This is a genomic window from Streptomyces sp. NBC_00258, from assembly GCF_036182465.1.
Taxonomy (GTDB): domain Bacteria; phylum Actinomycetota; class Actinomycetes; order Streptomycetales; family Streptomycetaceae; genus Streptomyces.
The window spans coordinates 8,028,708-8,054,235 of record NZ_CP108081.1 but is presented as its reverse complement, the minus strand read 5'-3'; the positions used below and the strand labels follow the sequence as shown (position 1 = coordinate 8,054,235).

Sequence of the window (25,528 nt, the reverse complement as noted above, 5' to 3'; positions counted from 1 at the left end):
AAGTTGGGCCACCATGAGTGAGAACAGTGCTACGCATGTGCTCGAAGACGGACAGATTCGGGCATCAGACCTGCGTCCCCTGCTCGCCGCCATGACCGCCGCCCGAGACGGCGACTTCAGCAAGGTGCCCGAATCCGGCCACGGGATGGTGGCCGAGCTGGTCACCGTGTTCAACCAGATCCTGGACCGCAGCCTGCACTTCAACTCGGAGGCGCAGCGCGTCCGCCGGGAGCTCGTACGGCACGGCCGGCTCGACGAGCGGCTCTCCGCGAGCCCGGGCCAGGGCCACTGGACGACCCGGGTCAACGACGTGAACCAACTGCTGGACGCGCTCGTCGCGCCGGCGGCCAACGCGACACGCGTGCTCGACGCGGTGGCGGGCGGCGACCTGACCCAGCGCGTCGACCTGCACGACGGCAACCGTCAGCTGCGGGGCGATCTGCGCCGGTTGGGGCGGACGGTCAACAAGATGGTCGATCAGCTGTCCCTCTTCACCGGCGAGGTGACCCGGGTGGCCCGCGAGGTCGGCACGGAGGGCCGGCTCGGTGGCCGCGCCAAGGTGACGGGCCTGTCGGGCAGTTGGCGGGACGTGACCGAGGCGGTCAACACGATGGCGTCCCGGCTGACCGCCCAGGTCCGTGACATCGCCCTGGTCACCACGGCGGTGGCGCGCGGCGACCTGACCCGCACGGTCACGGTCGAGGCGACCGGTGAGCTGCTCGAACTGAAGCTGACCGTGAACACGATGGTCGACCAGCTCTCCGCCTTCGCCGACGAGGTCACGCGAGTGGCCCGCGAGGTGGGTACGGAAGGCCAGTTGGGCGGCCGGGCGCAGGTGCGCGGTGTGTCCGGGGTCTGGAAGGACCTCACCGACAACGTCAACTTCATGGCCTCGAACCTCACTTCGCAGGTCCGCAACATCGCCCAGGTCACCACCGCCGTGGCCAACGGCGACCTGAGCCAGAAGATCACGGTCGACGCGCAGGGCGAGATCCTGGAGCTGAAGTCCACCATCAACACGATGGTCGACCAGCTCTCCGCCTTCGCCGACGAGGTCACCCGCGTCGCCCGCGAGGTGGGTACGGAAGGAAACCTGGGGGGCCGGGCCCAGGTCCGCGGGGTGTCCGGCGTCTGGAAGGACCTCACCGACAACGTCAACTTCATGGCGGACAACCTGACTTCGCAGGTCCGCAATATCGCGCTCGTCTCCACCGCCGTGGCCCAGGGCGACCTCGGCAAGAAGATCACCGTGGAGGCGAAGGGCGAGATCCTGGAGCTGAAGTCGACCATCAACACCATGGTCGACCAGCTCTCCGCCTTCGCCGACGAGGTCACCCGCGTCGCCCGCGAGGTCGGCACCGAAGGGAACCTCGGCGGTCAGGCCCAGGTCCGCGGGGTGTCCGGCGTCTGGAAAGACCTCACCGACAACGTCAACTTCATGGCCCTGAACCTGACTTCACAGGTGCGGAACATCGCCCAGGTGACGACGGCCGTGGCCAACGGCAACCTCGGCAAGAAGATCACGGTCGACGCACGCGGTGAGATCCTGGAGCTGAAGGACACCGTCAACACGATGGTGGACCAGCTGCGCGCCTTCGCCGACGAGGTGACCCGCGTGGCCCGCGAGGTCGGCACCGACGGACGGCTCGGCGGCCGCGCCCAGGTCCTCGGCGTGTCCGGCGTCTGGCGGGACCTCACCGACAACGTCAACTACATGGCGGACAACCTGACTTCACAGGTCCGCAACATCGCGCAGGTCGCGACCGCCGTGGCCCAGGGAGACCTCTCCAAGAAGATCGACGTGGACGCGCGCGGAGAGATCCTGGAGCTGAAGACCACGATCAACACGATGGTGGACACGCTGTCGTCGTTCTCGTCCGAGGTCACACGAGTGGCCCGCGAGGTGGGCTCCGAGGGCCAACTCGGCGGCCAGGCACGGGTGGAGGGCGTGTACGGCACCTGGAAGCGCCTGACGACGAACGTGAACGAGCTGGCGTCCAACCTCACCACCCAGGTCCGCGCGATCGCCGAGGTGGCGTCCGCGGTGGCCCAGGGCGACATGTCCCGCTCCATCACGGTGGAGACGCAGGGCGAGGTCGCCGAGCTGAAGGACAACATCAACCTGATGGTGGCCAACCTCCGCGAGACGACCCGCGCGAAGGACTGGCTGGAGTCGAACCTCGCCCGGCTCGCCGCCCTGATGCAGGGCCACCGGGACCTGATGGAGGTCGCCGACCTGATCCTGCGCGAGCTGACCCCGCTGGTGAACGCGCAGTACGGCGCCTTCTTCCTGGCCGACCCGGAGGAGGACGGCGCCTCGCTGCACACGGCCGTGCCCACCAAGGGACTCGCCTTCATCGCCGGATACGGCTCGGCGCAGGGTGCGACGGTCGACACGGGCAGCATGCCGGTGCACGGTCTCGTACGGCAGGCCGCGCGCGAGAAGAAGCGGATCCTGGTGGAGGAGGCCCCGCCGGACTACATCAAGATCAACAGCGGTCTGGGCGAGGCGGCGCCCGCGAGTGTCGTCATCATCCCGATCCCGTTCGAGGACAAGCTGCTCGGCGTGATCGAGCTCGCCTCGTTCTCCCGCTTCTCCGACGTGCACCTGGCGTTCTTCGACCAGTTCGTGAACACCATCGGCGTCGCGATCAACACCATCATCGCCAACTCCCGTACGGAGTCACTGCTGGGCGAGTCGCAGCGCCTGGCCGTCCAGCTCCAGGACCGCTCGGACGAACTCCAGCTGCAACAGGCCGAGTTGCAGCGCTCCAACGCCGAACTGGAAGAGAAGGCAGCGCTGTTGGCCACCAGCTCCCAGTACAAGTCGGAGTTCCTGGCGAACATGTCGCACGAACTGCGCACCCCCCTCAACTCGCTGCTGATCCTGGCCCGGCTGCTCTCCGACAACCCGGACGGTCATCTCTCCGACCAGGAGGTGCAGTTCGCGACGACGATCCACCGCTCGGGCTCCGACCTCCTCCAGCTGATCAACGACATCCTCGACCTGTCGAAGATCGAGGCAGGCCGGATGGACGTACGCCCGAAGAAGCTGCCTCTGATCAAGCTGCTCGACTACGTCCACGCCACGTTCCGGCCGCTCACACTGGACCGGGGGCTCGCCTTCGAGGTGGCGGTCGGCGAGGGCGTACCGCGCGAGATGTACTCGGACGAGCAGCGGCTCCAGCAGATCCTGCGCAATCTGCTCTCCAACGCGATCAAGTTCACCGCGGCGGGCCGGGTCGAACTGCGCGTCAGCCGCGTCAAGGACCCCGAGCACCGCTACACCCGCGAGAAGAACGACGACGTGATCGCCTTCGCGGTCTCCGACACCGGCATCGGCATCGCCCCCGAGAAACTCCCGGTGATCTTCGAGGCGTTCCAGCAGGCCGATGGCACGACGAACCGCAAGTACGGCGGCACGGGCCTCGGCCTGTCCATCAGCCGGGAGATCGCGGGCCTGCTGGGCGGCCGCATCATCGCCGAGAGCATGCCCGGCAGGGGTTCCACCTTCACCCTGTACGTGCCGGTCGTCAGCCCCGGGCACTCGGCGACCGAGCCGGGCGCCGAGGAGCAGGCCCTGACCATGCCCGAGCAGCTGTCCTCCGAGCCGTACACCGTTCACGACCAGGACGACAGCTGGCCGGCACCCACCAAACTGGAGGCGTGGAAAGCTGGGCGGGCCGGTCAAGTCCTGCCCGGGCGGCGGGTGTTGATCGTGGACGACGACATCCGCAACGTCTTCGCGCTCACCCACGTACTGGGCCGGGTCGGGATGCCCGTCCTGTACGCGGAGAACGGGCGGGAAGGCATCGAGACACTGGAGCGCAACCCCGACGTCCAGCTCGTACTGATGGACATCATGATGCCGGAGATGGACGGCTACGAGACCATCTCCGCCATCCGCCGCACCCCGCGCTGGGCCGGACTTCCCATCGTCGCCCTCACCGCCAAGGCGATGCCGGGCGACCGCGAGAAGTCCATCGCGCGCGGTGCGAACGACTACGTACCCAAGCCGGTGGACGTCGATCAACTGCTGACCGTCGTCTGTGCGCTCCTGGACCCCGAGAGCACGGATGCCGAGCAGCAGGGCCTCTCCGTGGCGACCGGCGCAGCGGAACCCGTCGGTTCCGGCGCGCCCGAGTCCGTCGTATCGGAGGAGCCCACCGTCCCGCCGGCAACCCAATGAGGCAGGCAGTCAATCACCATGAGCACTGAAGGCTCGACCGACGAGCGCGCCAGCATCCTCCTCGTGGACGACATGGAGGACAACCTGATCGCGCTGGAGGCCGTCCTGGGGTCCCTCAACGAACCGCTCGTACGCGCCCGTTCGGGCGAGGAGGCGATGAAGGCGCTGCTGCGCCAACGGTTCGCCGTCGTTCTGCTCGACATCCGGATGCCGGGCATGGACGGTTTCGAGACCGCCGCGAACATCAAGCGGCTCGACCAGACCAAGGACGTACCGATCATCTTCCTGACCGGCACGGACTCCGACGCGGGCTACGCGTTCCGCGGGTACGCGACCGGGGCCGCCGACTATCTCACCAAGCCGTTCGACCCCTGGGTGCTGCGCGCCAAGGTGACCGTCTTCCTCGATCTGCACCGCAAGAACCGGCAGTTGGAGCGGATGCTCGCCCGCGAGCAGGCGCAGTTCGACGAACTCGCCGACCGCCTGCGCGCGATAGAGACCCACATGGCGACCAGCGACCTGAAGGACGTACTCGAACTGCGCTCCCACATACGCCACATGGAGGACCTGCTCCGCGAAATGCGAAGGGGACGGGGTCTGTGACCCTTCCCCGCGCCCCTGTAAGGGGCGCGGGGACTGCGCGACCAGCCACAACGAACCCGCAGACGAACCAACACGCTCCCAGCGGAGCGCTACGCCTCGCGTGACCCGGCGTACATCTCGTCGATCAGGTGCTTGTACTCCCGCTCCACGACCGGGCGCTTCAGCTTCAGGCTCGGCGTCAGTTCGCCGTGCTCGATGTCGAGGTCGCGCGGGAGGAGCTTGAACTTCTTGATGGTCTGCCAGCGCTGGAGACCCTCGTTGAGCGTCTTGACGTAGCCGTCGATGAGCTCGACCGTCGCGGGGGCGGCGACGACCTCGGCGTACGACTTGCCCGACAGGCCGTTGTCCGCGGCCCAGCCGAGGATCGACGGCTCGTCGAGGGAGATGAGCGCGGTGCAGAAGTTCCGGTCGGCGCCGTGCACGAGGATGTTGGAGACGTACGGGCAGACGGCCTTGAACTGGCCCTCGACCTCGGCGGGCGCGATGTACTTGCCGCCCGAGGTCTTGATGAGGTCCTTCTTGCGGTCCGTGATGCGCAGATAGCCGTCGGGGGACAGCTCACCGATGTCGCCGGTGTGGAACCAGCCGTCGGACTCCAGCACCTCGGCCGTCTTCTCCGGCAGCCCGTGGTAGCCCTCCATGATGCCGGGGCCGCGCAGCAGGATCTCGCCGTCGTCCGCGATACGCACCTCGGTGCCGGGCAGCGGCTTGCCGACCGTGCCGGTGCGGTACGCCTCACCGGGGTTCACGAAGGAGGCGGCGGACGACTCCGTGAGTCCGTACCCCTCCAGGATGTGGATGCCGGCGCCCGCGAAGAAGAAGCCGATCTCGGGCGCGAGGGCCGCCGACCCGGAGACGCAGGCCCGCAGGTTGCCGCCGAAGGCCTCGCGGATCTTGGCGTAGACGAGCGCGTCGGCGACCTTGTGCTTGGCCGAGATACCGAAGGGCGCGGAGGCGGTGCCGGTGCGGCGGAAGTTGTCCTGTGTGGCCTTCGCGTACTCGCGGGAGACGCCGGCCGCCCACTGGAAGATCTTGTACTTGGCGCCACCGCCGGCCCGCGCCTTGGCCGCGACCCCGTTGTAGACCTTCTCGAAGATGCGGGGCACGGCAGCCATGTACGTCGGCTGCACGACCGGCAGGTTCTCGATGATCTTGTCGACGCGGCCGTCGACGGCGGTGACGTGCCCGACCTCGATCTGGCCGGACGTGAGCACCTTGCCGAAGACGTGCGCGAGCGGCAGCCACAGGTACTGGACGTCCTCCTGGCCGACCAGACCGGTCGCGGCGATGGCCTTCGCCATGTACGACCAGTTGTCGTGCGGCAGCCGTACGCCCTTGGGACGGCCCGTGGTGCCGGAGGTGTAGATGAGGGTGGCCAGCTGGTCCTTGGTGATCGCCCCGACCTTCTCCTTGACCAGGTCGGGGTTCTTCTCCAGGTACGCGGCGCCGCGGACCTCCAGCTCGGCGAGCGTGAGGACCCACTCGCTCGACTCGACGCCGGCCGGGTCGATCACGACGACATGGGTCAGCTCGGGCAGTTCACCGCGCTTGTCCCGGGCCTTGGCGAGCTGCGCCGCGTCCTCCGCGATCAGCACCTTGCTCTCGGAGTCGGCCAGGATGAAGGCCGACTCCTCGGCGTTCGTCTGCGGGTACACGGTCGTCGTCGCCGCGCCCGCGCACATGATGCCGAGGTCGGCGAGGATCCACTCGACGCGGGTCGAGGAGGCGAGCGCGACACGCTGCTCCGGCTGCACTCCCAGCTCGATCAGACCGGCCGCGATCGCGTAGACCCGGTCGGCCGCCTGCGCCCAGCTCAGGGACTTCCACTCGTCCGGGCCCTCGCCCGAGGCGGCCGGCACCGGGTAGCGGTACGCCTCCGCGTCCGGCGTCGCCGCCACGCGCTCCAGGAAGAGGGCCGCCACGGACGGCGGACGGTTCTCGATCAGGGTCTGTGTGTCGCTCACGACATCCTCCGGGGCCCGCGACAGTGCGTGTGGCTGGCTGATTGCGGTTGGCTCTGACAGTTGGCTCAGGGGCAGGTTGGTGCTGGTGACTCACTGGCTACTGGCTCGGTGCACTCGTTGTTTAACTCACGAGTAACCAACGAGTGGTGATCAGAGTAAAGCCCGTCCGCCCGGTGCGTAAGGGGCGGCGTGCTGTCACTTCCTACAGAGCGTGGGCGGAACGCGGCAGTCCGTTGACGCGGCGGGCCCGCCGCGCGAAAGCGCGACGGGCCCGTGATTCCGCGGCCGTCCGACGACCGGGCCGGCGGCTACTTCTTGCCCTTGCCCGAGCCGGCGCTGTCGTCGCTGGACAGAACGGCGATGAAGGCCTCTTGCGGAACCTCCACAGAGCCCACCATCTTCATCCGCTTCTTGCCTTCCTTCTGCTTCTCCAGCAGCTTCCGCTTACGCGAGATGTCACCGCCGTAGCACTTGGCGAGGACGTCCTTGCGGATGGCGCGGATGGTCTCCCGGGCGATGACCCGGGACCCGATGGCCGCCTGGATGGGGATCTCGAAGGCCTGGCGCGGGATCAGCTCGCGCAGCTTGGCGACGAGCCTTACCCCGTACGCGTAGGCCGCGTCCTTGTGCGTGACGGCGGAGAAGGCGTCGACGCGGTCGCCGTGCAGCAGGATGTCGACCTTCACCAGCGAGGCGTCCTGCTCGCCGGTGGGCTCGTAGTCCAGGGAGGCGTACCCGCGGGTCTTGGACTTCAGGTTGTCGAAGAAGTCGAAGACGATCTCGGCGAGGGGGAGCGTGTAGCGGATCTCGACCCGGTCCTCCGACAGATAGTCCATGCCGAGGAGGGTGCCGCGGCGGGTCTGGCAGAGCTCCATGATCGAGCCGATGAACTCGCTGGGAGCGAGGATCGTGGCCCGGACGACCGGCTCGAAGACCTTGTCGATCTTGCCCTCGGGGAACTCGCTCGGGTTGGTGACCGTGTGCTCCTTCCCGTCCTCCATGATCACGCGGTAGACCACGTTGGGCGCGGTGGCGATGAGTTCGAGGTTGAACTCGCGCTCCAGGCGCTCACGGATGACGTCGAGGTGCAGCAGGCCGAGGAAACCGACGCGGAAGCCGAAGCCGAGGGCTGCGGAGGTCTCCGGCTCGTAGACCAGGGCGGCGTCGTTGAGCTGGAGCTTGTCCAGCGCCTCACGCAGGTCGGGGTAGTCCGAGCCGTCCAGCGGATACAGACCCGAGAAGACCATCGGCTTGGGGTCCTTGTACCCGCCGAGGGCCTCGGTGGCGCCCTTGTCCTTGCTGGTGATCGTGTCACCGACCTTGGACTGACGGACGTCCTTCACGCCGGTGATGATGTAGCCCACCTCGCCGACGCCGATGCCGTCGGCCGGCGTCATCTCGGGGGACGAGACGCCGATCTCAAGAAGCTCGTGGGTGGCGCCGGTCGACATCATCTTGATGCGCTCACGCTTGTTGAGCTGGCCGTCGATCACACGGACGTACGTGACCACGCCCCGGTAGGAGTCGTAGACCGAGTCGAAGATCATCGCGCGGGCGGGGGCGTCCTTGACGCCGACCGGGGCCGGGACGTCGCGGACGACCCGGTCCAGGAGCGCGTCCACGCCGATGCCGGTCTTCGCCGAGACCTTGAGCACGTCCTCGGGCTGGCAGCCGATGAGGTTGGCCAGTTCCTCGGAGAACTTCTCGGGCTGGGCGGCCGGAAGGTCGATCTTGTTCAGTACGGGGATGATCTTGAGGTCGTTCTCCATCGCCAGGTAGAGGTTGGCGAGAGTCTGCGCCTCGATGCCCTGAGCCGCGTCGACGAGGAGAACGGTCCCCTCGCAGGCGGCGAGCGACCGGGACACCTCATACGTGAAGTCCACGTGCCCGGGGGTGTCGATCATGTTGAGGATGTGGGTCTTGCCCGGATCCTCGGTCGGGGCCCAGGGCAGCCGGACCGCCTGGGACTTGATCGTGATGCCGCGCTCGCGCTCGATGTCCATCCGGTCGAGGTACTGAGCGCGCATCTGCCGCTGATCGACCACACCGGTGAGCTGGAGCATCCGGTCGGCGAGCGTGGACTTGCCGTGGTCGATGTGCGCGATGATGCAGAAATTGCGGAGCAGCGCCGGGGCGGTACGGCTCGGCTCGGGCACATTGTTAGGGGTCGCGGGCACGCAGGGTCCTGTCTCTTGAGGCGCCTGTCGCCTCGGGTCGGATCGATACGTAGTCTCCATGGTCCCACGGGCGGGGGCGTGCGACCGGTTTGGGCCACTCGTGCGGTGACTGGTAGCCTGAACAGCTGTGTCTCATGCCCTCTCTGCAGGAGGCACATCCTCAAGAAACCAAACGGTGCGTGAGGCGTGTTTTCATTTCTCGTTTCTCGCGTGCCAGAACCTGAGAAGGCTCATTCGTGGCGAACATCAAGTCCCAGATCAAGCGGATCAAGACCAACGAGAAGGCTCGGCTGCGCAACAAGGCCGTCAAGTCTTCGCTGAAGACCGCGATCCGCAAGGCCCGTGAGGCTGCTGCCGCGGGTGACGTCGAGAAGGCCACGGAGGCCGCGCGCGAGGCTTCGCGCAAGCTGGACAAGGCTGTCTCGAAGGGCGTCATCCACAAGAACCAGGCCGCCAACAAGAAGTCGGCGCTTGCTTCCAAGGTCTCTTCCCTCAAGGGCTGAACTCACTTGATTTGACCGCCGGAAGGACCTGAGCGGGCCCTCTCTCATCCGCTCCCGACCGGCACCCCGACTCGTACGCGATCTGCGTTCGCCACGCGGGTACGAGTCCCCCGCACAATCCGAGGCCCCGGCCGCTTTCCCTTCCCCAGGGGGAGTGTCGGGGTCTTTGGCGTGCGTGGGGTCGACGTCTTCAGCCGTCCGGCGTTTGAGGACGAGGCCGTCCAGGCCGATCTCCCACCCACCCCGCCGGCCCGCACCACCCAGCCCGTCCGGCGTTTGAGGACGAGCGCGTTCAGCGCGATGCGGGGGCCTGGGGGCGCAGCCCCCAGAAGGGACGGGAATGGCTAGGGGCGGCGGGGGCGAGAAACGCCTGGCGGCAGCTAGCCGCGGCGCGCCCGAGCCGCCCGGGCAATGGCGACGACGGCCTTCTCGAGGGCGTACTCGGGATCGTCACCGCCACCCTTGACCCCGGCATCGGCCTCCGCGACCGCCCGAAGCGCGACCGAAACCCCGTCCGGAGTCCACCCCCGCATCTGCTGCCGCACCCGATCGATCTTCCAGGGCGGCATCCCCAGCTCCCGGGCAAGATCGGCAGGCCGCCCCCCACGAGCCGACGACAGCTTCCCGATGGCCCGCACCCCCTGCGCCAACGCACTCGTGATCATCACAGGCGCGACCCCGGTCGACAGAGACCAGCGCAGAGCCTCCAACGCCTCCGCCGCCCGCCCCTCGACCGCCCGGTCGGCCACCGTGAAGCTGGAGGCCTCGGCCCGGCCCGTGTAGTACCGGCCCACAACGGCCTCGTCGATCGTCCCCTCGATGTCCGAGACGAGCTGCGTCACGGCGGACGCCAGCTCCCGAAGATCGCTCCCGATGGAGTCGACAAGGGCCTGGCAGGCCTCAGGCGTGGCGGACCGCCCCAGCGCGCGGAACTCGCTCCGCACGAAGGCCAGCCGATCCGCGGGCTTCGTCATCTTGGGGCAGGCGACCTCCCGCGCACCCGCCTTGCGCGCGGCATCGAGCAGCCCCTTGCCCTTGGCCGCCCCCGCGTGCAACAGCACGAGCGTGATCTCCTCGGCGGGGGCGCCCAGATACGCCTTCACATCCTTGATCGTGTCGGCCGACAGATCCTGGGCGTTGCGCACCACGACGACCTTCCGCTCCGCGAAGAGCGACGGACTGGTCAGCTCGGCGAGCGTGCCCGGCTGCAACTGGTCCGACGTGAGGTCCCGTACATCCGTGTCCGCGTCGGCGGCCCGCGCGGCGACCACCACCTCCCGCACGGCGCGGTCGAGCAGGAGGTCCTCCTGGCCGACGGCGATCGTGACGGGGGCGAGCGGGTTGTCCTGTGCAGAGTTCCTGGCCATCGCGCCAAGCATCCCACGCACCACCGACAACGGACTCCGCCCGCGAGCGGGATCGCCCGCCATGGGGCGGACCGGCAGCTATGCGGTGGACCCACGACACTCAGGTGGCCTTCAGCCCTGACGGCGGCCTACGGCTCCTCGCGCCACCCGTCCCACTCCCCCGCGAACTCGTCCAGCTCCCCCGCATCGAGCCGCCCGTCCGAGTCCCGCAGGACCAGCAGCCACTGCGCGTCCTCGGCGTCGTCCTCGCCGGCCAGGGCGTCCCTTACGAGCTGCGGCTCCTCGTCGAGTGCGAACCGCTCCCCGAGCGCCTCCGCCGCCTCGTGCGCGGCATCGCGGTCGGGCAGGACCAGTACATGTCTCACATCGCTCACCCGACTATTTTCCGATACACGGACGAGACTCCGCGCCGAGGGCGGGCGGTCACCAAAACACCAGGTCAGACCTGCCAGCCCTGCCAGACCCATCGGAGCTGTCGAAGCCGTCGGAGCCGTCAGACTCGTCGGACGAGGCAGTCCGTCAGACCTTGGGCACGATCTGTACGTCCAGGTCGATCCTGATGCTCGGGCCGACCACGGCGATCCCCCTGGCGAGCATCGTCTGCCAGCTCACCGTGAAGTCGTCTCGGCGCAGCTCGGTAGTAGCCCGGCAGGCCGCCCGCACCTCGCCCTCCATGCCGTTGCCGACGCCGAGATACTCCGTGTCGAGAGTGACCGTCCGCGTCACCCCGTGCAGCGACAGCGCCCCGGTGACCGCCCACCGGTTGCCGCCCCGGTGCGCGAACCGGTCGCTGTAGAACTCCAGCGTCGGAAACCGGTCGACGTCCAGGAAGTCCGCGGACCGCAGATGGTCGTCCCGCATCTTCACGTTCGTGTCGATGGACGACGCGTCGATCACCACATGCATGGCCGACTGCTCGGCACGCTCGGCCAGCCGTATCACCCCCGCGAACGTGTTGAACCTGCCTCGCACCTTGGCCAGTCCGATGTGCCGGGCGGTGAACCCGATCGTGGAGTGCGTCGGCTCGATCTCCCAGTCCCCCGGCCGCGGCAGCGCGGGCGGCCGGGCGACGTGCAGCGTCACTTCGCCGAGCGAGGCCAGCGCGTTCTCGTCCACACTGGCGTTCGCCCGGAACGGGGCGTATCCCTCGGCCGACACCGCGAGCCGGTACTCGCCCGCCGGCACCGTCACCGTGAACGACCCGAACGGGTCCAGCCCCCCGCCGACCACTTTTCGCCCCGCCGTGTCCGTGACCACGAACTCGGCATGCGGCACCGGCTGGTTGACCGGATCCAGTACCCGGCAGGTGAGCACTCCGGCCCCGGCCGGCATCGGCACCGCGGCGACACGATCCGCCCGTTGCGCTCGGTTCGTACGGTTCCCCAGCCAGCTGCCGACCATCTGCGACCCACCCTCGCGCGACACGAACGTTGTGAAATCACCGTTGCCGAGGAGGTATTCGACCACTGATGCGACTTTCGAGGCAACAGACGACTACATCGCAGGAATCCAGCACATGTGCTGGGACTACGCACGAGTAGCCCGAATTGGCAGCTCCGTTAGTGTTTTTCCCTCAGGATTAGCCTTTCCTGACAATCGGAACGCGCTCCAGCTCGATCCCGAACCGCTCCCGATACGCCTCCAACACCTCCTCGTCCGTGGCCAGATCCGACCCCTCCTTCCCGCCGTCGGGGTTCGTGATCGTGAGCGTGCGTCCGCTGAGCGTGATGCGCCCGCCGTCCTCGGTGAGCCGCGAGCAGACAAGCGACTGAGTGAAGTGCGAGGCCGGCGAGGTGCTGTGCCACCAGGCTCCGGCCACGCAGTCCCCGAGCACCCGCGGCCGGGTCTCCAGCCGGTACTGCGACGTGCCGTCCCGCACGACGTCCAGGTCCCCGAACCGCCTGTCGTTCCCTCGCACCCCCGCCGGATCCGCCCCGGCCACGATCACCCTGAACGTGCCACCCGGATCCGCCTGCTCTCCCCGCTCCCTGAAAGCCAGCGGATAGTGGCTGTTCGCCCCGAAGCCGACGTCCACGAGCCAGTCACCCCCGTCCACCGTCCGCACCCGCAGCGCGAGATGGTCGAACGGAACCCCCAGTCGCCCCTCCTCCCCGTACACACGCGCCGCGAGCAATGTCACATCGAAGCCCAGTGCCCCGAGCAACATCCCGAACGCGCCGTTCAGTTCGTAACAGAAACCGCCCCTCCGAGAGCCCACCAACTTGTCCAGCAGCCGCTCCTCCTCCAGCACGATCTCCTCGCCGAGATGGATCGACAGGTTCTCGAACGGCACGGTCAGCAGGTGCCGCAACTGGAGCTCACGCAGTACGTCGGCGGTGGGCCAGGCGGGGTGTGCGGCGCCGATACGGCGGAGGTAGGCATCAGCCTGTGCGGGTTTCATGTCCTCAGTCTCTCGCCACCAGCAGGCGCTCACCGCCGCCTGCCACAGCGACCGCCCCGTCCTCGTCCGTACGCAGCACCTCCGCACCCCCGCCCCGCAACGCCGCCACCGTGCTCGGCGCAGGGTGTCCGTACGGGTTGTCGGCGCCGCAGGAGATCAGGGCGAGGCGCGGCGACACCCGGCGTATGAGGTCCGGATCCTGATAGGCCGACCCGTGGTGGGCGACCTTGAGCACGTCCACGCTCCCCAGGCCGGCGCCGGCAGGTGATCTCAGCAGTGCCTGTTGTGCCGGTGGTTCGAGGTCGCCGAGCATCAGCAGCGTCAGGCCCGCCGACCGTACGAGCAGGGTGACGCTCGCGTCGTTCGGGCCCTCCGGTCCCGGGGCCCGCTCCGGCGGCGGCCACAGGACCTGCCAGTCGAGCGCGCCCGTGCGACGCCGCTCCCCCGCCACCGCCCGCGTCACCGGGATCCGCCGGGCCGCCGCCTGCCGGTGGACGGACTCCGCCTGCTCCAGTGGCTCTTCGAAGCCCGTCGTCTCGATCGCGCCCACCGATCTCCCGCGCAGTACGCCAGGCAACCCGGCTACGTGGTCCGCGTGGAAGTGGGTCAGTACGACGAGCGGGATCCGTGTGATGCCGAGCGCGCGCAGGCATCGGTCGACCAATGTCGGGTCCGGTCCCGCGTCGACCACGACACCGGTGCCGTCGCCCGCCGCGAGCACCGTCGCGTCGCCCTGTCCCACGTCACACATCGCGAACCGCCAGCCGGGCGGCGGCCACCCCGTGATCACTCGGGTGAGAGGAGGCGGCTGCACCATCACGAGCAGAAGCAGCACTCCGCAGGCAGCGCTGAGCCAGGGGTGCCGCAGGAGCCTGCGGCCGACCAGCACCACCACGGCGATCACCAGAGCGAGCAGCAGCGCGCCCGTCCAGCTGCCCGGCCAGTCCACTCCTCCGCCGGGCAGCGCGGCCCCCGCCCGGGCGATGTCCGCGATCCATCCGGCGGGCCAACTCGCGCACCACGCCAGCGCCTTGGCGACCGGCATCGCCCACGGAGCCATGGCCAGGGTCCCGAAGCCCAGCACCGTGGCCGGCGCGACCGCGAACTCCACCAGCAGATTGCACGGCACCGCCACCAGGCTCACCCGAGCCGAGAGAACGGCGACCACCGGCGCACACACCGCCTGCGCGGCCCCCGCGGCCGCCAACGCCTCGGCCAACCGCGGTGGCACCCCACGCCTCCGCAGCGCGGAACTCCACCGCGGGGCCAGCGTGAGCAGGGCGCCGGTGGCGAGCACGGAGAGCAGGAACCCATAACTCCGGGCGAGCCAGGGGTCGTACAGCACGAGCACCAGAACCGCCGTGGCCAGCGCCGGGATCAGTGATCGGCGGCGACCGGTCGCGATCGCCAGCAGCGCGATCGATCCGCAGGCCGCGGCTCGCAGCACGCTCGGGTCCGGTCGGCACACGATGACGAACCCGAGCGTGAGCGCCCCACCGGCCAGGGCGGTCGCCCGCAGCGGGATGCCGAGTCGCGGTGCCAGCCCTCGGCGCTCCGCCTGCTGGGCGCGACCGGGTGGCCCGATGAGCAGGGCGAGCAGGATCGTGAAGTTGGCGCCTGACAATATCGACCAGAGGGGTTATTCGATAGCCTCGAAGCATGCCGATCGCGCCCGAATACCTGCACATGGTCTATCCCGACACGGTGTTCCACGCCCTTCTGTACGGACGCAACTCCCGCGACCCGAAGAAGAAGGGCCGTTCGGTCGCCGATCAGATCGGCTCCGGCCGCGATCTATGCGAAGCGCACAGCTGGCCAATCGCCGAGGTCTTCGACCAGGACGTTGGTCAGTCGGCATCCCGCCATGCCCGAAAGAAGCGCAAGGACTTCGAGGCTCTCCTCGCCGCCATCGAGGCAGGCAAGGGCCGCATCGTCGTCGCGTGGGAAGCGTCCCGCTACTACCGCGACATCGAGGCGTACATCCGCCTGCGCAACGCGTGCATGGAGAACGCCGTCCTGCTCTGCTACAACGGCCAGGTCTATGACCTGTCCAAGCGCGAGGACCGGAAGGCCACGGCGCAGGATGCCATCGCGGCCGAGGATGAGGCCGAGGGCATCCGCGACCGCGTGCTCCGCACCACCCGATCGCAGGCGAAGAAGGGAATGCCGCACGGCCGCATCCTGTGGGGGTACGCCCGCCGGTACGACCCGGAGACGGGCGAACTGATCGAGCAGCTCCCGCACCCGGAGCGCGCGCCGGTTGTCCTGGACATCTTCCAGCGGGTTGCGGCGGGCGAGACCGAGTACACGATCATGAAGGATTTGCAGTCCCAGGGCGAGCGGCTGCCCGGCGTCAAGTGGGACTACTACCACCTGCCGACGATGCTCCGGAACATCGGCTACAAGGGCCGCCGTGTCTTCCAGGGCGAGGACTTCGGCGACGCGGTCTGGGACGGTATCGTCCCGCCGGACCTCTTCGACGCAGTGCAGCGCATCCTCGCGAATGAGGACCGCAGCACCACCCGGGACTACTCGGTCAAGCACCTGCTGTCGGGGATCGCGCGCTGCGGCAACTGCCCGGATCATCCGCACCTGCGTGTGGGCAAGGCCCGCGGCTACCTGACGTACGGCTGCTCGGCCAAGTTCGATACGCAGATGGCAGAGACCAAGCTCGATGCCTATGTCGAGGAGGCGGTCATCAAGTGGTTGAGTTCGCGGGCCGCGGTCGCTGCGTTCCAGTCGACCGACCAGGAGAAGCGGGCCGAGCTGGCGCGTAACCGGCAGCAGGCGCTGGAGAAGCAGCTGGAGGAGGCACGGGAGCGGGCGTCGACGTTCCGGCCGGACGGCACTCCGCGGTTGTCGATCGCGTCGCTTGCTGAACTGGAGGACCGGTTGGAGCCGCAGATTCAGGCAGCGAAGGACGAAGCGGAGGAGATGCACGCGCCGCCGATCGTCCGGAGCCTGATCGGCAGCGATGACGTGGACCGGCGCTGGAACAACGAGATGACGATCGAGCAGCGGCGGGCCGTGCTGCGGTCGGTGGTGAACATCCGCCTGAACAAGGCCCGTGCGCGGGGGGTTCGAACGATCGAGCCCGGCCGCATCGAGTTCACGTTCGTTGGCGAGGAGGGGTTCGTCAGGGTCGGGTCCTCGCGCCGGCGTCCCGGGCCCTCTCCCTCTCCTGCTGGGGGAACAGGCCGATGACCTGAGCGCGGTCGTGTTCTGATTCCGGTTCGAGGGCGCCGCTGCGTTCCATCCGGACACCGGTTGCGAAGGCGTCGGACGCAAGCTTGGCGCGCTGTTCCTCGAACTGGTCGCGCATGGCTTCTCGTTCTGCGCGGAGGGTGGCAGCAAGGCGGGCCCGCTCTGCCGCAGCGTCGCGGGCGAAGCGCTGTCGTTCCATCTCCAGTGCGGCTTGGGCTGCGATGGCCCGGGTCTTCTCGTCCTGTGCTTCTCGGGAGGCCTCGGCGAGGCGGGCCCGTTCTGCTTCGGTGTCGGTGACCCATCGTCTGATGGCGACGAGGGCTATGAGCGTGAGGGCTGTGATGCTCAGGCAGGCCCCGCCGAGGGATCGCGCCAAATCGTTTCTTGCTATGCCGTAGAGGATCACTGTGATCCCTGCGGCCAGCACGGTTGCTGCGGCTACGGCGGTCGTTCGTGCACCGGCCGTGAGATCCATTGGCACCCCCGAGCTACATGTGTGCTGCCGAGCCTCCGGCGTCGTCGCCGTGATCGGTAGCACCGTCGTCTTCTAGACGCCTCAGTCGCTCGATGGTTGCGGCGAGCATCTGGCGCCCCACCTCGTCCTTGATGCCGAGTCCGTCGGCAGCTTCTTCCGGAGTGATGATGGAACGCGAGCCTACCTGTGACCGATCTGATTCGGACAGTGACGGAAGGGACTCGGGGGAAAAGATCCCAGTTCTGGTCAGCAGTTCGAGCAGATCCATTTCGATCGCTTGCGCGAGCGGCTCGATGAACTCCAGGTCAGGAACGGCTTTCCCCTTGAGCATGCGGGAGACGCTGCTCTCGGACATGCCGGTGTCGCGCGCAAGGCGCGCCTGGGATCCGTGGCCGGTATAGCCGGCACGTTGCGCTGCGGGCGCGACTACTGCGGCGAACCGCTGCGCACGGGTGGGGGCATCCGTCATGTCCAAGAACTGTAGCTCCCTAGGTAGGGAGTAGCCAGAAAATCCCTCCATCGCAAGGGTGACCATTAGGCCACCCACCTGCATTAACACTGCTCACTCCAGTGTTAGAACGCATGTTCGACCTAAAGAATCTCCCTCCCTAGCGCGCAAGCTCCCTTGCTAGGGAGGGAGATTCATGGAAGAGTCTGCCTCGTGAGCAAGGAACCCCCTGCTACCTGCACCGGGAGGAGTGAGTACGTGTTCCGTCTGAACGTCGACAAGCTGCTGGAGATGACAGAAGCCCGTGGCGACGGCAGCGGCTACAAGATCTCCCGCCGTACCGGCATCGCCGAGTCGTCCGTGTACCGGATCCTCAGCGGCGAAGCGCAGCCTGACCTGAACTCGGCTATGCGCCTCGTCGAGGCATATGACCTGGACATTCGCAAGCTGATGGAGCGCGTACAGATCGAGGCTGCGGCATGACGGCCGCTGAACGCCGCGCGCTTCTCGGCGACGTCGTCATCGCACAGATCCACGAGCGCGTCGACGAGGCGCCTGAGCCCGGCCCCGAGGTCATCGATGACCTGCGTCGGATTCTCACCCGTCCCGCCATCGCCCCGCGCGTGGACTCCAGGCCGGCCGACCGCGCCGCCTGATCCCAGATGCGCCGAAGGGCCGCCCGACTTCCCGGCCTGGCAGCCCCTCGACCGGCGCCTCAACCACCTACAGAAATCGAGGTCACCGTGACCACGGAGACTACCGCCCGACCCATCTCGCCACCGCTTCCGGTCCGGTCCATGAACCTGCCCGCAGCGTTCCGTGCGGCGGCTCGCCTGATCGTGGCGAACGGCCACCACCAGGGCGACTACTGCCCCGACCCGTTCGACCGCCGCACCAAGACCCCGCACTCGACGCGGCCCCTGTCGATCGTGGCGGCCCTGCGCTGCGTGGCCTCGCCGCACGGCGACAACCCGCACCGCGAGACGCCGCTGTCGGAGCTGGCGGTGAAGGTGCTGGCCGGTCGTCTGGAGGTGGACGGCGAGCCTGCGTGGAACGACGAGCCGTATTACCTGGAGGTGCACGTCGCCGCGTGGGGTGACGTCGAGGGGCGGACCACGGAGTCGGCTGTCGCGGTGCTTGAGGCCGCGGCGGACGCTGCGGAGGTCTCGGCATGAGCGAGCCCATCACGAACGCAGCGGAGGCAGTGCGCGAGTTGGGCGCGCTCCCGATGCCGGTGGGACCGGAGCGTCTCACGCCGCAGGAGCGGGACATGGTCCTCAGCCTGATCGGGGCCGCCAAGCCTGCGGCGTCGTCCCTGCTGGTGTCGTTCGGCGAGTCGGTCCGCAACCGGCGCGAGCACGACCACCCGAAGTGGGAGGACTTCTACTGCCTCAACCTCTCCTCGTACATGGGCGAGCGGATGGGCCCTGTGCTCCGTCGGCTGGTCGATGTTGAGGCAGAGAACGAGCAGCTGCGGACGCGTATCGCCGAGGCGGTTGCCACGGTTGCGCGCCAGGCACAGAAGATCACCAAGTTGGAGCGGATCGCTAACGCTGAGCGGGCCCGGGTCGTCGAGCTGGAGGCCGTCCGCCGTTCGGTCGACGCTCAGTTCCCGAAGGTGGCCGAGTTCCTCGCGGAGGAGCCCCCGCTGACGGTGTACCGGGCGTCGCACGACGCGATCGTCCTCGGCCGCTACCGGAACAAGGATGCGGCTCGCCTGCACTGCGACACGCTCATGCTCCGCGAGAAGCCGACGGCCGTACTCGACTGGATCGAGGACGACGAGGACGGAATCGATGAGCTGGTCGCCACGGTCGGCCGCAAGGAGATCGTCACCGGCTACATCGTGACCGCGCTGGAGATCGCCTCCGAGTATGACGCGGAGGCCGACGAGTGAGCGTCGTCGAGGGACTCTTCTGGGCTGCGGTGCTGTGGGTCATCTTCCTCGTGTTCGCCGCGGTGGACATCCCGAAGACGGTCGCGCTGTGGAAGCGAGGCCGCCGATGAGTGCCCGCGACGAGCTGATCGACGAGTACGGACGGGCCGACACCGCTCCTCTCGGAACTCTCTCGGACCTGAAGCAGAAGCTCGACGCATACCGCGCCGAGGTGCTCGCCGAGGTCACCGCCCCTGCGGATGCGGCCACTTCCTACGCCGTCCGCCCGTGCGTCTGCGACGAGACTCCGCACCCCACGTGGTGCCCGGCATCGGTCCCGACGGACGACCGGATCACCGAGATCCGCAACGGGTCCGGTGGACCGCTCACGGCTCGCGAGTTGTCGTGGCTGAAGGGCGCCGCCGCCCGGCACGAGCTGCACGTCATCGGATCCCGTGGCGGCCACTGGCCGCTGAGCGATGACCTGCCGAGGGCGCTGCTCCTCGTGTCGCAGTATCTGGCTGCCGCGATGGCTGTGATCGAGCGGGCGGGGCTCGTCGAGGAGAAGGCCACCGCTTCGGCGGCGACGGCCACTCCCGACTTCTTCGAGGTCGGCCGCACGTACACGGAGCCCGGCGACACCACCGACTGGCGGTTCCGCTGCGACGCCATCACCACCCACCCCGGCACCGGTGAGCGCACGGCCCTCGGCTGGAAGCACTTCCACGGCGAGTGGACCGAGTGCGCGTACCCCGAGAGCGACTGGGAGATCCACCAGATCGCCGACGCCCTCGGCCAGGAGGGCGGCGCCCGATGACTGCCGCGATCGACGCAATGGACGTCGAGACCCGCCGCACCTTCCTCCTGGCGGTCGTGCGGAACAAGGGATGCCTCGTCACCACCGGCCTGGCGCTGAGGATCTACGCAGCGTCGCCGTGGAAGGACATCAGCCGGAACACCGCGCGCCGCGACCTCCGGGATCTCGCCCGACGCGGGCGCCTCGTACCCGCTGAGCATCGAGGCGTCCGCTTCTACCGGCTCAGCGGGGACCCCAACTGTCCCCACCCGGTGCGCAACACCCGCCAGCTCGTCCTGGAGGCGATCCGCACAGAGGGCGGCGAGTGGACCACCGGCCGCACCAGGCGCACATGGCACCAGATCGCCGGAACGCATGTCCTCCGCGCGAGCGTCCGCCGCTACCTCGCTGCTCTTCACCGCGACGGGCACCTCGACCGGCACGGCGACGGCACTCCGCGCCGCTTCTACACACCCGCTGAGACCAGGAAGGGCGCTGCCCGATGACGACAACCGTGCAGGCCGAGGCTCCGGCCTCGGCCGCCGGCCCGGCTCCCATCACCGAGCCCGGCATCTACGACATGGACAACGAGACGTACCACTCGCACCGGTACGCGCTGTCGTCGAGCGGTGCGCGGAAGCTTCTGCCGCCCTCGTGCCCGGCGATCTTCCGGTACGAGCAGGACCACCCGCAGGCGCCGAAGAAGGTGTGGGACATCGGCAACGCCGCCCACAAGCTCGTGCTCGGCGAGGGGCCCGCGCTCCGGCTGATCGAGCACGAGATGTGGACGACGAAGGTCGCGAAGGCTGACGTGGCCGAGGCCCGCGAGGCTGGCGAGATCCCGCTGAAGCCGGTCGACTACCAGCAGGTGCACGACATGGCGGACGCGCTGCGCCGCCACCCCGTCGCCTCCCTGCTGTTCGACCCCGAGCGCGGCAAGCCGGAGCAGTCCCTGTTCTGGCGCGATGACCGCACGGGCGTCATGCGGCGGGCCCGCCTCGACTGGCTGCCGAACCCGCGCTCCGGGCGGCTGATCATCCCGGACTACAAGACGTGCCGCTCGGCGAACCCCGAGAAGCTCGCGAAGGACATCGACGAGTACGGCTACCACCAGCAGGACGACACCTACCGATCCGGCGCGAAGGCGCTCGGGATCGCGGACGACGACGCTGCGTTCGTCTTCGTCTGCCAGGAGAAGACCGCCCCGTACGTGATCACCGTCATCGAGGTGAACGCCACGTCCCGGCGGATCGGCGCCGCCCGCAACCGGCGCGCGCTGGAGACCTTCGCCGAGTGCACCGCGTCCGGCTACTGGCCCGGCTACAGCGACGACGTCGTTCCCGTCTCCCTGCCTCCCTACGCGGAGACCCGCGACACCTTGGAGTACCTGTGAATTTCCCCGTCGAGCAGCACCAGTTCGCCGTCCCGGCCGCGCCTGCCCCTGCGTTTGTCGGGCAGGGCACGGCGGTTGAGCAGTCCCGTGCAGTCGCCGAGGTGCAGGCCGCCGTGATCGTCGCCCGCCAGTTCCCGCGGAACGAGGCCCTCGCCGTCCAGAAGATGCGCACCGGCTTCGCCCAGCACACCCTCGCCGTCCGCAGCTTCTTCCGCTTCCGCCGCGGCACGTCCAACGTGTCCGGCGAGACGATCCAGTTCGCGAAGGAGCTGGCCCGCTGCTGGACGAACATCCATTACGGCGTCCATGAGTTGCGCCGCGACGACGCCAACGGCGAGTCGGAAATGCAGGCGTGGGCGTGGGACCTGGAGACCAACGAGCGCGCGTCCACGACGTTCATCGTGCCGCACACCAGGTGGACGAAGGACAACGGTGGGACCCGGCTGGAGGACCCGCGGGACGTCTACGAGAACAACAGCAACAACGGCGCCCGAAGGCTCAGGGAAATGATCTTCAGTGTGCTCCCGGACTGGTTCCGCGAGCAGGCGAAGACGATCGCCACGAACACCGTGGAGAACGGCCAGGGAGACAAGCCCCTCGCGCAGCGCACCGCGGACTGCATCGCCCACTTCGAGGCCCTCGGCGTCACCGTCGAGCAGCTGGAGGAGAACCGGTCCGGCCGCGCGTCGGGGAAGTGGACGAACCTCGACCTCGGCCAGCTGTCCATCATCTCGGAGTCGATCCGCCGAGGTGAGGTCACGGTCGACGAGGAGTTCCCGCAGCAGCGCGTGACGGCCGCCGAGATCACCCGGCAGGCCAGCGAGCACAGCAGCCCGGCAGCACCGGAGCAGGCGGCCGAGGGTGGGCAGTGGCCGGCCGCTCGTCAGCCGGGCGCGGGGGCAGAGTCGTGAGGCCGCTCCGCGCTCTGCGCCAGATCGTCGCCCCTGCGGGGAAGCACCGCCCGCGCCGCGTACAGGAGACCGTCCCGCTCGGCGTCCTCATGCGGCCCGCCGAGGCCATGGTCAACGACCTCGCCTGGTGCCCGGCCGAGAAGCGGGACACGTTGCACGCGTTCTACCGCCTCGGCGGTCGGGAGTGCTGGACGTGCCGGACCCACACCATGCACGACCCGCTCACCAGCACACCGACCAAGGGGGACTCATGACCGCCCACACCCTGCCCCACGACCCCTACATCACCGCAGTCGTGGACGCCCTCGCCGCTGCTGGCCTGGAACCCACCGACGCATGGACCTCCGAGGCCGAGATCGACCGGTACCGCACCGACGCCGACGCCGGCGTGGCCACCATGCTCAGCGCCGTCCTCATCTGGGGCGGTGACGCCCCCGGGCTCAACACCGAGGCCCACGAGGACGGCATCACCCTCGTCTGGGAGCATCCCGCCGAGCAGTGGCAGTGGGCGCCTCGCAAGGCGCACGGCGAGTTGGAGCACGAACCGGAGTTCTTGCCGACCCTCGGCCGGTACGCCGACCCGACGTCGGTCGCAGTCGCCGTGCGGGCCCTGCTCTGGGGGGACACCCCGCCGGAGGTGTACGCCCCGAACTGGTCGGGAGCGGACGCCGTTCGTACCGCGGTCACGGCGTGGGCGAGCAGCGAGTGAGTACGCCCGCACTGTTCGAGCCTGAGGTCCCGGCCGCCACCACGGCGGCCGGGCCCCGGCCCACCCCGGGAATCTCCCTCACCGTCTACGGTCTCCCCGCCCCGCAGGGCTCGAAGCGACACGTCGGCAACGGCGTCATGATCGAGTCCTCGAAGAAGGTCAAGCCGTGGCGTCAGGACGTCAAGCAAGCCGCCCTCGACGCCGTGCAGGGGCTCACCGACTGGACGCCGCTGGACGGCCCGCTCGTCGCCTCGATGGTGTTCACGTTCGCCCGGCCCAAGGGGCACTACCGCACCGGCAGGAACGCGCACCTCCTGCGTGACGCCGCACCGCCACGCCCGCACGGTATGCCCGACCTCTCGAAGATCCTCCGCTCAACCGAGGACGCCCTGAAGGGGATCGTGTGGGCGGACGACGCCCGCGTAGTCGGCTACGGCCGCCTCGGCAAGTTCTACGCGGGCACGGACGTGCCGGACGTGCTGTCGATGCCGGGCTGTGTGATCCGCGTCTGGCCGCTCGACGAGGCGGTGACCGGATGAACGTCCGCGCCGACGTCGCCGAGCTGCTCCGCGCCGGCCTTTCCGACCGAGCCATCGGCCGTGAACTCGGCGTCGACCCGATCGCCACCGTGCGCCCCGCCCGGCAGGCCCTGGGCATCCCGAAGTCCAAGCCCGGACGGAGGCCCACAGCCACCCCGGAAGACCTGTTCTGGCGCCGGGTCAAGCCGACCGACGACGACCACATGGAGTGGACGGGCCACCACGGCGCGGAGGGCACGCCCCTGCTGCGTCACGGTGGCGTCCTCCACACCGGCTACCGGCTCGCCTTCCGCATCGCCAACGGCCGAGACCCCGACGGGTACGCCCTGCCTTCCTGCGGGCGCGAGCACTGCGTGAAGCCGGGGCACCACGGAGACCGGGCGGATCGTGCGCGGGAGAAGCGCGTGGACGCCCTGTACGCCGACATCTTCGGACCGTCGGCGTGACCGGCCGCCAGCGCCGCCGCGCGCCGCCGAAGCCCGAGGCCGAGTACCGGCCGGGCCAACTCCTCGACTGGACCTCCTCCGCGCACTGGGACTACGACGGCCCGCGGCCCTGCCGCTACTGCGGATTCCCCACGCAGCTCCTCGACCGCGGCCGCCATCACGCACACAAGGTCTGCGCCGAGTCCGCCCTCGCCATCCAGGCCGCTGAAGCGGCCGACGCCTACCACCAGAACGGACAGACCCGCTCATGACCGACCACGCGTACACCACCGCCGACCTCCTCGCCGAGGCCGCGCGCCAGCACAAGACCGCCACCGAGGACCCCGACTTCTCCGGCATCGGCGAGCAGATGGAAGGCCACAAGATCCCCAGCCGGGACGACTTCCAGTGGGACCAGCTCGACGAGGACGACTTCGACAAGGCGCACCGCGCGATCGACGACCTGCTCGGCAAGGCCGCCGACGTCTCGCGATGGGCCGTCGAACTCGGCGCCGACGGGCTGGAGCCAGAAGACCACCAGTTCACCCTCAACGCCGGACCCACGCCCATCATCCGCGTGCACTTCGGGTTCGCCCCCGGGCTCGGCGACGAGGGCCGGGACGCGTTCGTCGAGGGACTCGGGGCCGCCGCCGCCCGCGAGATGAGCCTCGCTCTCGAAGAGAACCCGGAGCCCACCATCGGGGCCGAGGCCGCCGCGCACGTCCTCTTCCAGGAGCGCCTCGGCGGATGGCCCCCCAGCACCTTCGCCAGCAAGCTGCTCGACCTCTGGACGTCGGCCGACACGACGCACGCCGAGCACCTCGAGGACGCCTTCCCCGAGTACGCCGCTGCCATCGCCCTCGTGAAGAAGGGCCAGCCCGGCATCGAGCAGCTGCGCGCCATCGCCGACCGCACCTGACCACCAGACCGGCGGCCGAGCTCACGGCGCCCCTACGCCGCGGCCGCCACCCCGGGGCCCGCCACCACCCCCCAAGGCGGGCCCCGGGACCCCACACCCGGCACCACCCACGAGAAAGGCACAGCACATGCCCAAGCTCAGCCCCGCCGACGTCCCCACCGTCAAGCTCGACTCGGCCGCCGGCGCCATCGAAGTCAGCCTCACCCGCGAGATGCGCCGCGCCCTCTTCGAGAAGCCCGGCCGCGTCGTCTTCGCCATCGTCGAACTCACCTCCAAGTCCTACACCGGCCACGCCGAGCAGGAGGACAAGGACCCCGAGGTCAAGGTGCGCGTCACCTCCTGCGAGGTCGCCCGCAGCGACGAGGACGCCGCCGCCCTCGCGGACGCCAAGCGCGCGATGTGGAGGGGCCGCCAGATCGACGGAACCCTCGACGAGGTCGGTGAGGGCCCGCAGCGCCCGGACGCCGCGCTCCTCGACGTCACGTCGAGCAAGCCCACCGAGGACGAGCTGAAGGCTCACCGTGCGCGGCAGGAGCAGCGCCGCCGCGACGAGTACGTCCGCTGACCCGCCGCCCGGGGCGCACCCGAACGGCCGCCCCGGGCCCGGATCTTGCCGTATCGGTTCCGCA

27 protein-coding genes and 1 pseudogene are annotated in these 25,528 nt (G+C 69.0%); 19 read left to right on the top strand and 9 right to left on the bottom strand.

Annotated features, from left to right (window positions below):
- Window positions 1–13 precede the first annotated feature (13 nt).
- On the top strand, window positions 14–4,189 hold the full coding sequence (locus OG718_RS35970) for a HAMP domain-containing protein (RefSeq protein ID WP_328846168.1): 4,176 nt from the start codon (window positions 14–16) through the stop codon (window positions 4,187–4,189).
- Window positions 4,190–4,207: 18 nt separating this feature from the next.
- Complete coding sequence (locus tag OG718_RS35965; protein WP_306940175.1) at window positions 4,208–4,792, top strand: response regulator; 585 nt, start codon at window positions 4,208–4,210, stop codon at window positions 4,790–4,792.
- 89 nt (window positions 4,793–4,881) lie between these two features.
- On the opposite strand, the gene OG718_RS35960 is transcribed toward OG718_RS35965, so the two are convergent.
- Both OG718_RS35960 and lepA read right to left on the bottom strand, forming a co-directional pair.
- On the bottom strand, window positions 4,882–6,756 hold the full coding sequence (locus OG718_RS35960) for an AMP-dependent synthetase/ligase (protein WP_143632067.1): 1,875 nt from the start codon (window positions 6,754–6,756) through the stop codon (window positions 4,882–4,884).
- A gap of 308 nt (window positions 6,757–7,064) precedes the next feature.
- Entirely contained in the window at window positions 7,065–8,933 is a 1,869-nt protein-coding gene (gene lepA, locus OG718_RS35955; RefSeq protein WP_143632069.1) for a translation elongation factor 4, read from the bottom strand.
- A 236-nt stretch (window positions 8,934–9,169) separates the two neighbouring features.
- Between lepA and rpsT the strand changes: the two genes are divergently transcribed.
- Window positions 9,170–9,436: a 30S ribosomal protein S20 gene (gene rpsT / locus OG718_RS35950; RefSeq protein WP_143632071.1), complete on the top strand. Its 267-nt coding sequence runs from the start codon at window positions 9,170–9,172 to the stop codon at window positions 9,434–9,436.
- Between the two features lie 380 nt (window positions 9,437–9,816).
- Here the strand turns inward: rpsT and holA are convergent, their stop codons facing one another.
- The 5 genes and pseudogenes from holA to OG718_RS35925 all read right to left on the bottom strand — a co-directional run.
- Window positions 9,817–10,803: a DNA polymerase III subunit delta gene (holA, locus tag OG718_RS35945; RefSeq protein WP_186000985.1), complete on the bottom strand. Its 987-nt coding sequence runs from the start codon at window positions 10,801–10,803 to the stop codon at window positions 9,817–9,819.
- A gap of 128 nt (window positions 10,804–10,931) precedes the next feature.
- Window positions 10,932–11,177: a hypothetical protein gene (locus tag OG718_RS35940; protein ID WP_143632075.1), complete on the bottom strand. Its 246-nt coding sequence runs from the start codon at window positions 11,175–11,177 to the stop codon at window positions 10,932–10,934.
- 145 nt (window positions 11,178–11,322) lie between these two features.
- Window positions 11,323–12,204, bottom strand: coding sequence for a YceI family protein (locus OG718_RS35935; protein ID WP_143632885.1), 882 nt, complete (start codon window positions 12,202–12,204; stop codon window positions 11,323–11,325).
- 178 nt (window positions 12,205–12,382) lie between these two features.
- Window positions 12,383–13,204: an arylamine N-acetyltransferase family protein gene (locus OG718_RS35930; RefSeq protein WP_328846167.1), complete on the bottom strand. Its 822-nt coding sequence runs from the start codon at window positions 13,202–13,204 to the stop codon at window positions 12,383–12,385.
- Between the two features lie 4 nt (window positions 13,205–13,208).
- Window positions 13,209–14,828, bottom strand: a pseudogene (locus tag OG718_RS35925) (ComEC/Rec2 family competence protein); the annotation flags it as partial.
- A gap of 35 nt (window positions 14,829–14,863) precedes the next feature.
- Between OG718_RS35925 and OG718_RS35920 the strand changes: the two are divergent.
- Entirely contained in the window at window positions 14,864–16,408 is a 1,545-nt protein-coding gene (locus OG718_RS35920; protein WP_328846166.1) for a recombinase family protein, read from the top strand.
- On the opposite strand, the gene OG718_RS35915 is transcribed toward OG718_RS35920, so the two are convergent.
- A complete protein-coding gene (locus tag OG718_RS35915; RefSeq protein WP_328846165.1) occupies window positions 16,341–16,784 on the bottom strand; it encodes a hypothetical protein in 444 nt (147 codons plus the stop codon). The genes OG718_RS35920 and OG718_RS35915 overlap by 68 nt on opposite strands.
- Before the next feature lie 112 nt (window positions 16,785–16,896).
- A complete protein-coding gene (locus tag OG718_RS35910; RefSeq protein WP_328846164.1) occupies window positions 16,897–17,352 on the bottom strand; it encodes a helix-turn-helix domain-containing protein in 456 nt (151 codons plus the stop codon).
- A gap of 237 nt (window positions 17,353–17,589) precedes the next feature.
- Here OG718_RS35910 and OG718_RS35905 point away from each other — a divergent pair, with 237 nt between their 5' ends.
- From OG718_RS35905 to OG718_RS35835, 15 genes are all read left to right on the top strand, one after another.
- Window positions 17,590–17,814 carry a helix-turn-helix domain-containing protein gene (locus tag OG718_RS35905; RefSeq protein WP_328846163.1) on the top strand — a complete coding sequence of 75 codons (225 nt, stop codon included), beginning with the start codon at window positions 17,590–17,592 and terminating at the stop codon, window positions 17,812–17,814.
- Entirely contained in the window at window positions 17,811–17,987 is a 177-nt protein-coding gene (locus tag OG718_RS35900) for a hypothetical protein (protein WP_328846162.1), read from the top strand. The genes OG718_RS35905 and OG718_RS35900 overlap by 4 nt, the downstream gene beginning before the upstream one ends.
- A 141-nt stretch (window positions 17,988–18,128) precedes the next feature.
- Window positions 18,129–18,506: a DUF6197 family protein gene (locus tag OG718_RS35895; RefSeq protein ID WP_328846161.1), complete on the top strand. Its 378-nt coding sequence runs from the start codon at window positions 18,129–18,131 to the stop codon at window positions 18,504–18,506.
- On the top strand, window positions 18,503–19,228 hold the full coding sequence (locus OG718_RS35890) for a hypothetical protein (RefSeq protein ID WP_328846160.1): 726 nt from the start codon (window positions 18,503–18,505) through the stop codon (window positions 19,226–19,228). The genes OG718_RS35895 and OG718_RS35890 overlap by 4 nt, the downstream gene beginning before the upstream one ends.
- 106 nt (window positions 19,229–19,334) lie before the next feature.
- The gene (locus OG718_RS35885; protein WP_328846159.1) at window positions 19,335–20,024 is read left to right on the top strand and encodes a hypothetical protein; all 690 of its coding nucleotides are present in this window, start codon (window positions 19,335–19,337) and stop codon (window positions 20,022–20,024) included.
- Window positions 20,021–20,509, top strand: coding sequence for a hypothetical protein (locus tag OG718_RS35880; protein WP_328846158.1), 489 nt, complete (start codon window positions 20,021–20,023; stop codon window positions 20,507–20,509). Before OG718_RS35885 ends, OG718_RS35880 begins: the two co-directional genes overlap by 4 nt.
- Window positions 20,506–21,396: a PD-(D/E)XK nuclease-like domain-containing protein gene (locus tag OG718_RS35875; protein ID WP_328846157.1), complete on the top strand. Its 891-nt coding sequence runs from the start codon at window positions 20,506–20,508 to the stop codon at window positions 21,394–21,396. Before OG718_RS35880 ends, OG718_RS35875 begins: the two co-directional genes overlap by 4 nt.
- A complete protein-coding gene (locus OG718_RS35870) occupies window positions 21,393–22,307 on the top strand; it encodes a hypothetical protein (RefSeq protein ID WP_328846156.1) in 915 nt (304 codons plus the stop codon). Before OG718_RS35875 ends, OG718_RS35870 begins: the two co-directional genes overlap by 4 nt.
- Window positions 22,304–22,561, top strand: coding sequence for a hypothetical protein (locus OG718_RS35865; RefSeq protein ID WP_328846155.1), 258 nt, complete (start codon window positions 22,304–22,306; stop codon window positions 22,559–22,561). The genes OG718_RS35870 and OG718_RS35865 overlap by 4 nt, the downstream gene beginning before the upstream one ends.
- On the top strand, window positions 22,558–23,016 hold the full coding sequence (locus OG718_RS35860; protein WP_328846154.1) for a hypothetical protein: 459 nt from the start codon (window positions 22,558–22,560) through the stop codon (window positions 23,014–23,016). The genes OG718_RS35865 and OG718_RS35860 overlap by 4 nt, the downstream gene beginning before the upstream one ends.
- The gene (locus OG718_RS35855) at window positions 23,013–23,555 is read left to right on the top strand and encodes a RusA family crossover junction endodeoxyribonuclease (RefSeq protein WP_328846153.1); all 543 of its coding nucleotides are present in this window, start codon (window positions 23,013–23,015) and stop codon (window positions 23,553–23,555) included. The genes OG718_RS35860 and OG718_RS35855 overlap by 4 nt, the downstream gene beginning before the upstream one ends.
- Entirely contained in the window at window positions 23,552–24,001 is a 450-nt protein-coding gene (locus OG718_RS35850; protein ID WP_328846152.1) for a hypothetical protein, read from the top strand. The genes OG718_RS35855 and OG718_RS35850 overlap by 4 nt, the downstream gene beginning before the upstream one ends.
- On the top strand, window positions 23,998–24,252 hold the full coding sequence (locus OG718_RS35845) for a hypothetical protein (protein ID WP_328846151.1): 255 nt from the start codon (window positions 23,998–24,000) through the stop codon (window positions 24,250–24,252). The genes OG718_RS35850 and OG718_RS35845 overlap by 4 nt, the downstream gene beginning before the upstream one ends.
- Window positions 24,249–24,899, top strand: coding sequence for a hypothetical protein (locus tag OG718_RS35840; protein ID WP_328846150.1), 651 nt, complete (start codon window positions 24,249–24,251; stop codon window positions 24,897–24,899). Before OG718_RS35845 ends, OG718_RS35840 begins: the two co-directional genes overlap by 4 nt.
- Before the next feature lie 127 nt (window positions 24,900–25,026).
- A complete protein-coding gene (locus OG718_RS35835) occupies window positions 25,027–25,464 on the top strand; it encodes a hypothetical protein (RefSeq protein WP_328846149.1) in 438 nt (145 codons plus the stop codon).
- Window positions 25,465–25,528: the final 64 nt, after the last annotated feature.

What these genes read in the sequence shown, in the direction of transcription:
- OG718_RS35970 (WP_328846168.1), top strand. Translation starts at nt 14, where the DNA reads ATGAGTGAGAACAGTGCTACGCATGTGCTCGAAGACGGACAGATTCGG.
- OG718_RS35965 (WP_306940175.1), top strand. Translation starts at nt 4,208, where the DNA reads ATGAGCACTGAAGGCTCGACCGACGAGCGCGCCAGCATCCTCCTCGTG.
- holA (WP_186000985.1), bottom strand. Translation starts at nt 10,803, where the DNA reads ATGGCCAGGAACTCTGCACAGGACAACCCGCTCGCCCCCGTCACGATC.
- OG718_RS35935 (WP_143632885.1), bottom strand. Translation starts at nt 12,204, where the DNA reads ATGGTCGGCAGCTGGCTGGGGAACCGTACGAACCGAGCGCAACGGGCG.
- OG718_RS35930 (WP_328846167.1), bottom strand. Translation starts at nt 13,204, where the DNA reads ATGAAACCCGCACAGGCTGATGCCTACCTCCGCCGTATCGGCGCCGCA.
- OG718_RS35920 (WP_328846166.1), top strand. Translation starts at nt 14,864, where the DNA reads ATGCCGATCGCGCCCGAATACCTGCACATGGTCTATCCCGACACGGTG.
- OG718_RS35910 (WP_328846164.1), bottom strand. Translation starts at nt 17,352, where the DNA reads ATGACGGATGCCCCCACCCGTGCGCAGCGGTTCGCCGCAGTAGTCGCG.
- OG718_RS35900 (WP_328846162.1), top strand. Translation starts at nt 17,811, where the DNA reads ATGACGGCCGCTGAACGCCGCGCGCTTCTCGGCGACGTCGTCATCGCA.
- OG718_RS35895 (WP_328846161.1), top strand. Translation starts at nt 18,129, where the DNA reads ATGAACCTGCCCGCAGCGTTCCGTGCGGCGGCTCGCCTGATCGTGGCG.
- OG718_RS35890 (WP_328846160.1), top strand. Translation starts at nt 18,503, where the DNA reads ATGAGCGAGCCCATCACGAACGCAGCGGAGGCAGTGCGCGAGTTGGGC.
- OG718_RS35885 (WP_328846159.1), top strand. Translation starts at nt 19,335, where the DNA reads ATGAGTGCCCGCGACGAGCTGATCGACGAGTACGGACGGGCCGACACC.
- OG718_RS35880 (WP_328846158.1), top strand. Translation starts at nt 20,021, where the DNA reads ATGACTGCCGCGATCGACGCAATGGACGTCGAGACCCGCCGCACCTTC.
- OG718_RS35875 (WP_328846157.1), top strand. Translation starts at nt 20,506, where the DNA reads ATGACGACAACCGTGCAGGCCGAGGCTCCGGCCTCGGCCGCCGGCCCG.
- OG718_RS35860 (WP_328846154.1), top strand. Translation starts at nt 22,558, where the DNA reads ATGACCGCCCACACCCTGCCCCACGACCCCTACATCACCGCAGTCGTG.
- OG718_RS35850 (WP_328846152.1), top strand. Translation starts at nt 23,552, where the DNA reads ATGAACGTCCGCGCCGACGTCGCCGAGCTGCTCCGCGCCGGCCTTTCC.
- OG718_RS35840 (WP_328846150.1), top strand. Translation starts at nt 24,249, where the DNA reads ATGACCGACCACGCGTACACCACCGCCGACCTCCTCGCCGAGGCCGCG.
- OG718_RS35835 (WP_328846149.1), top strand. Translation starts at nt 25,027, where the DNA reads ATGCCCAAGCTCAGCCCCGCCGACGTCCCCACCGTCAAGCTCGACTCG.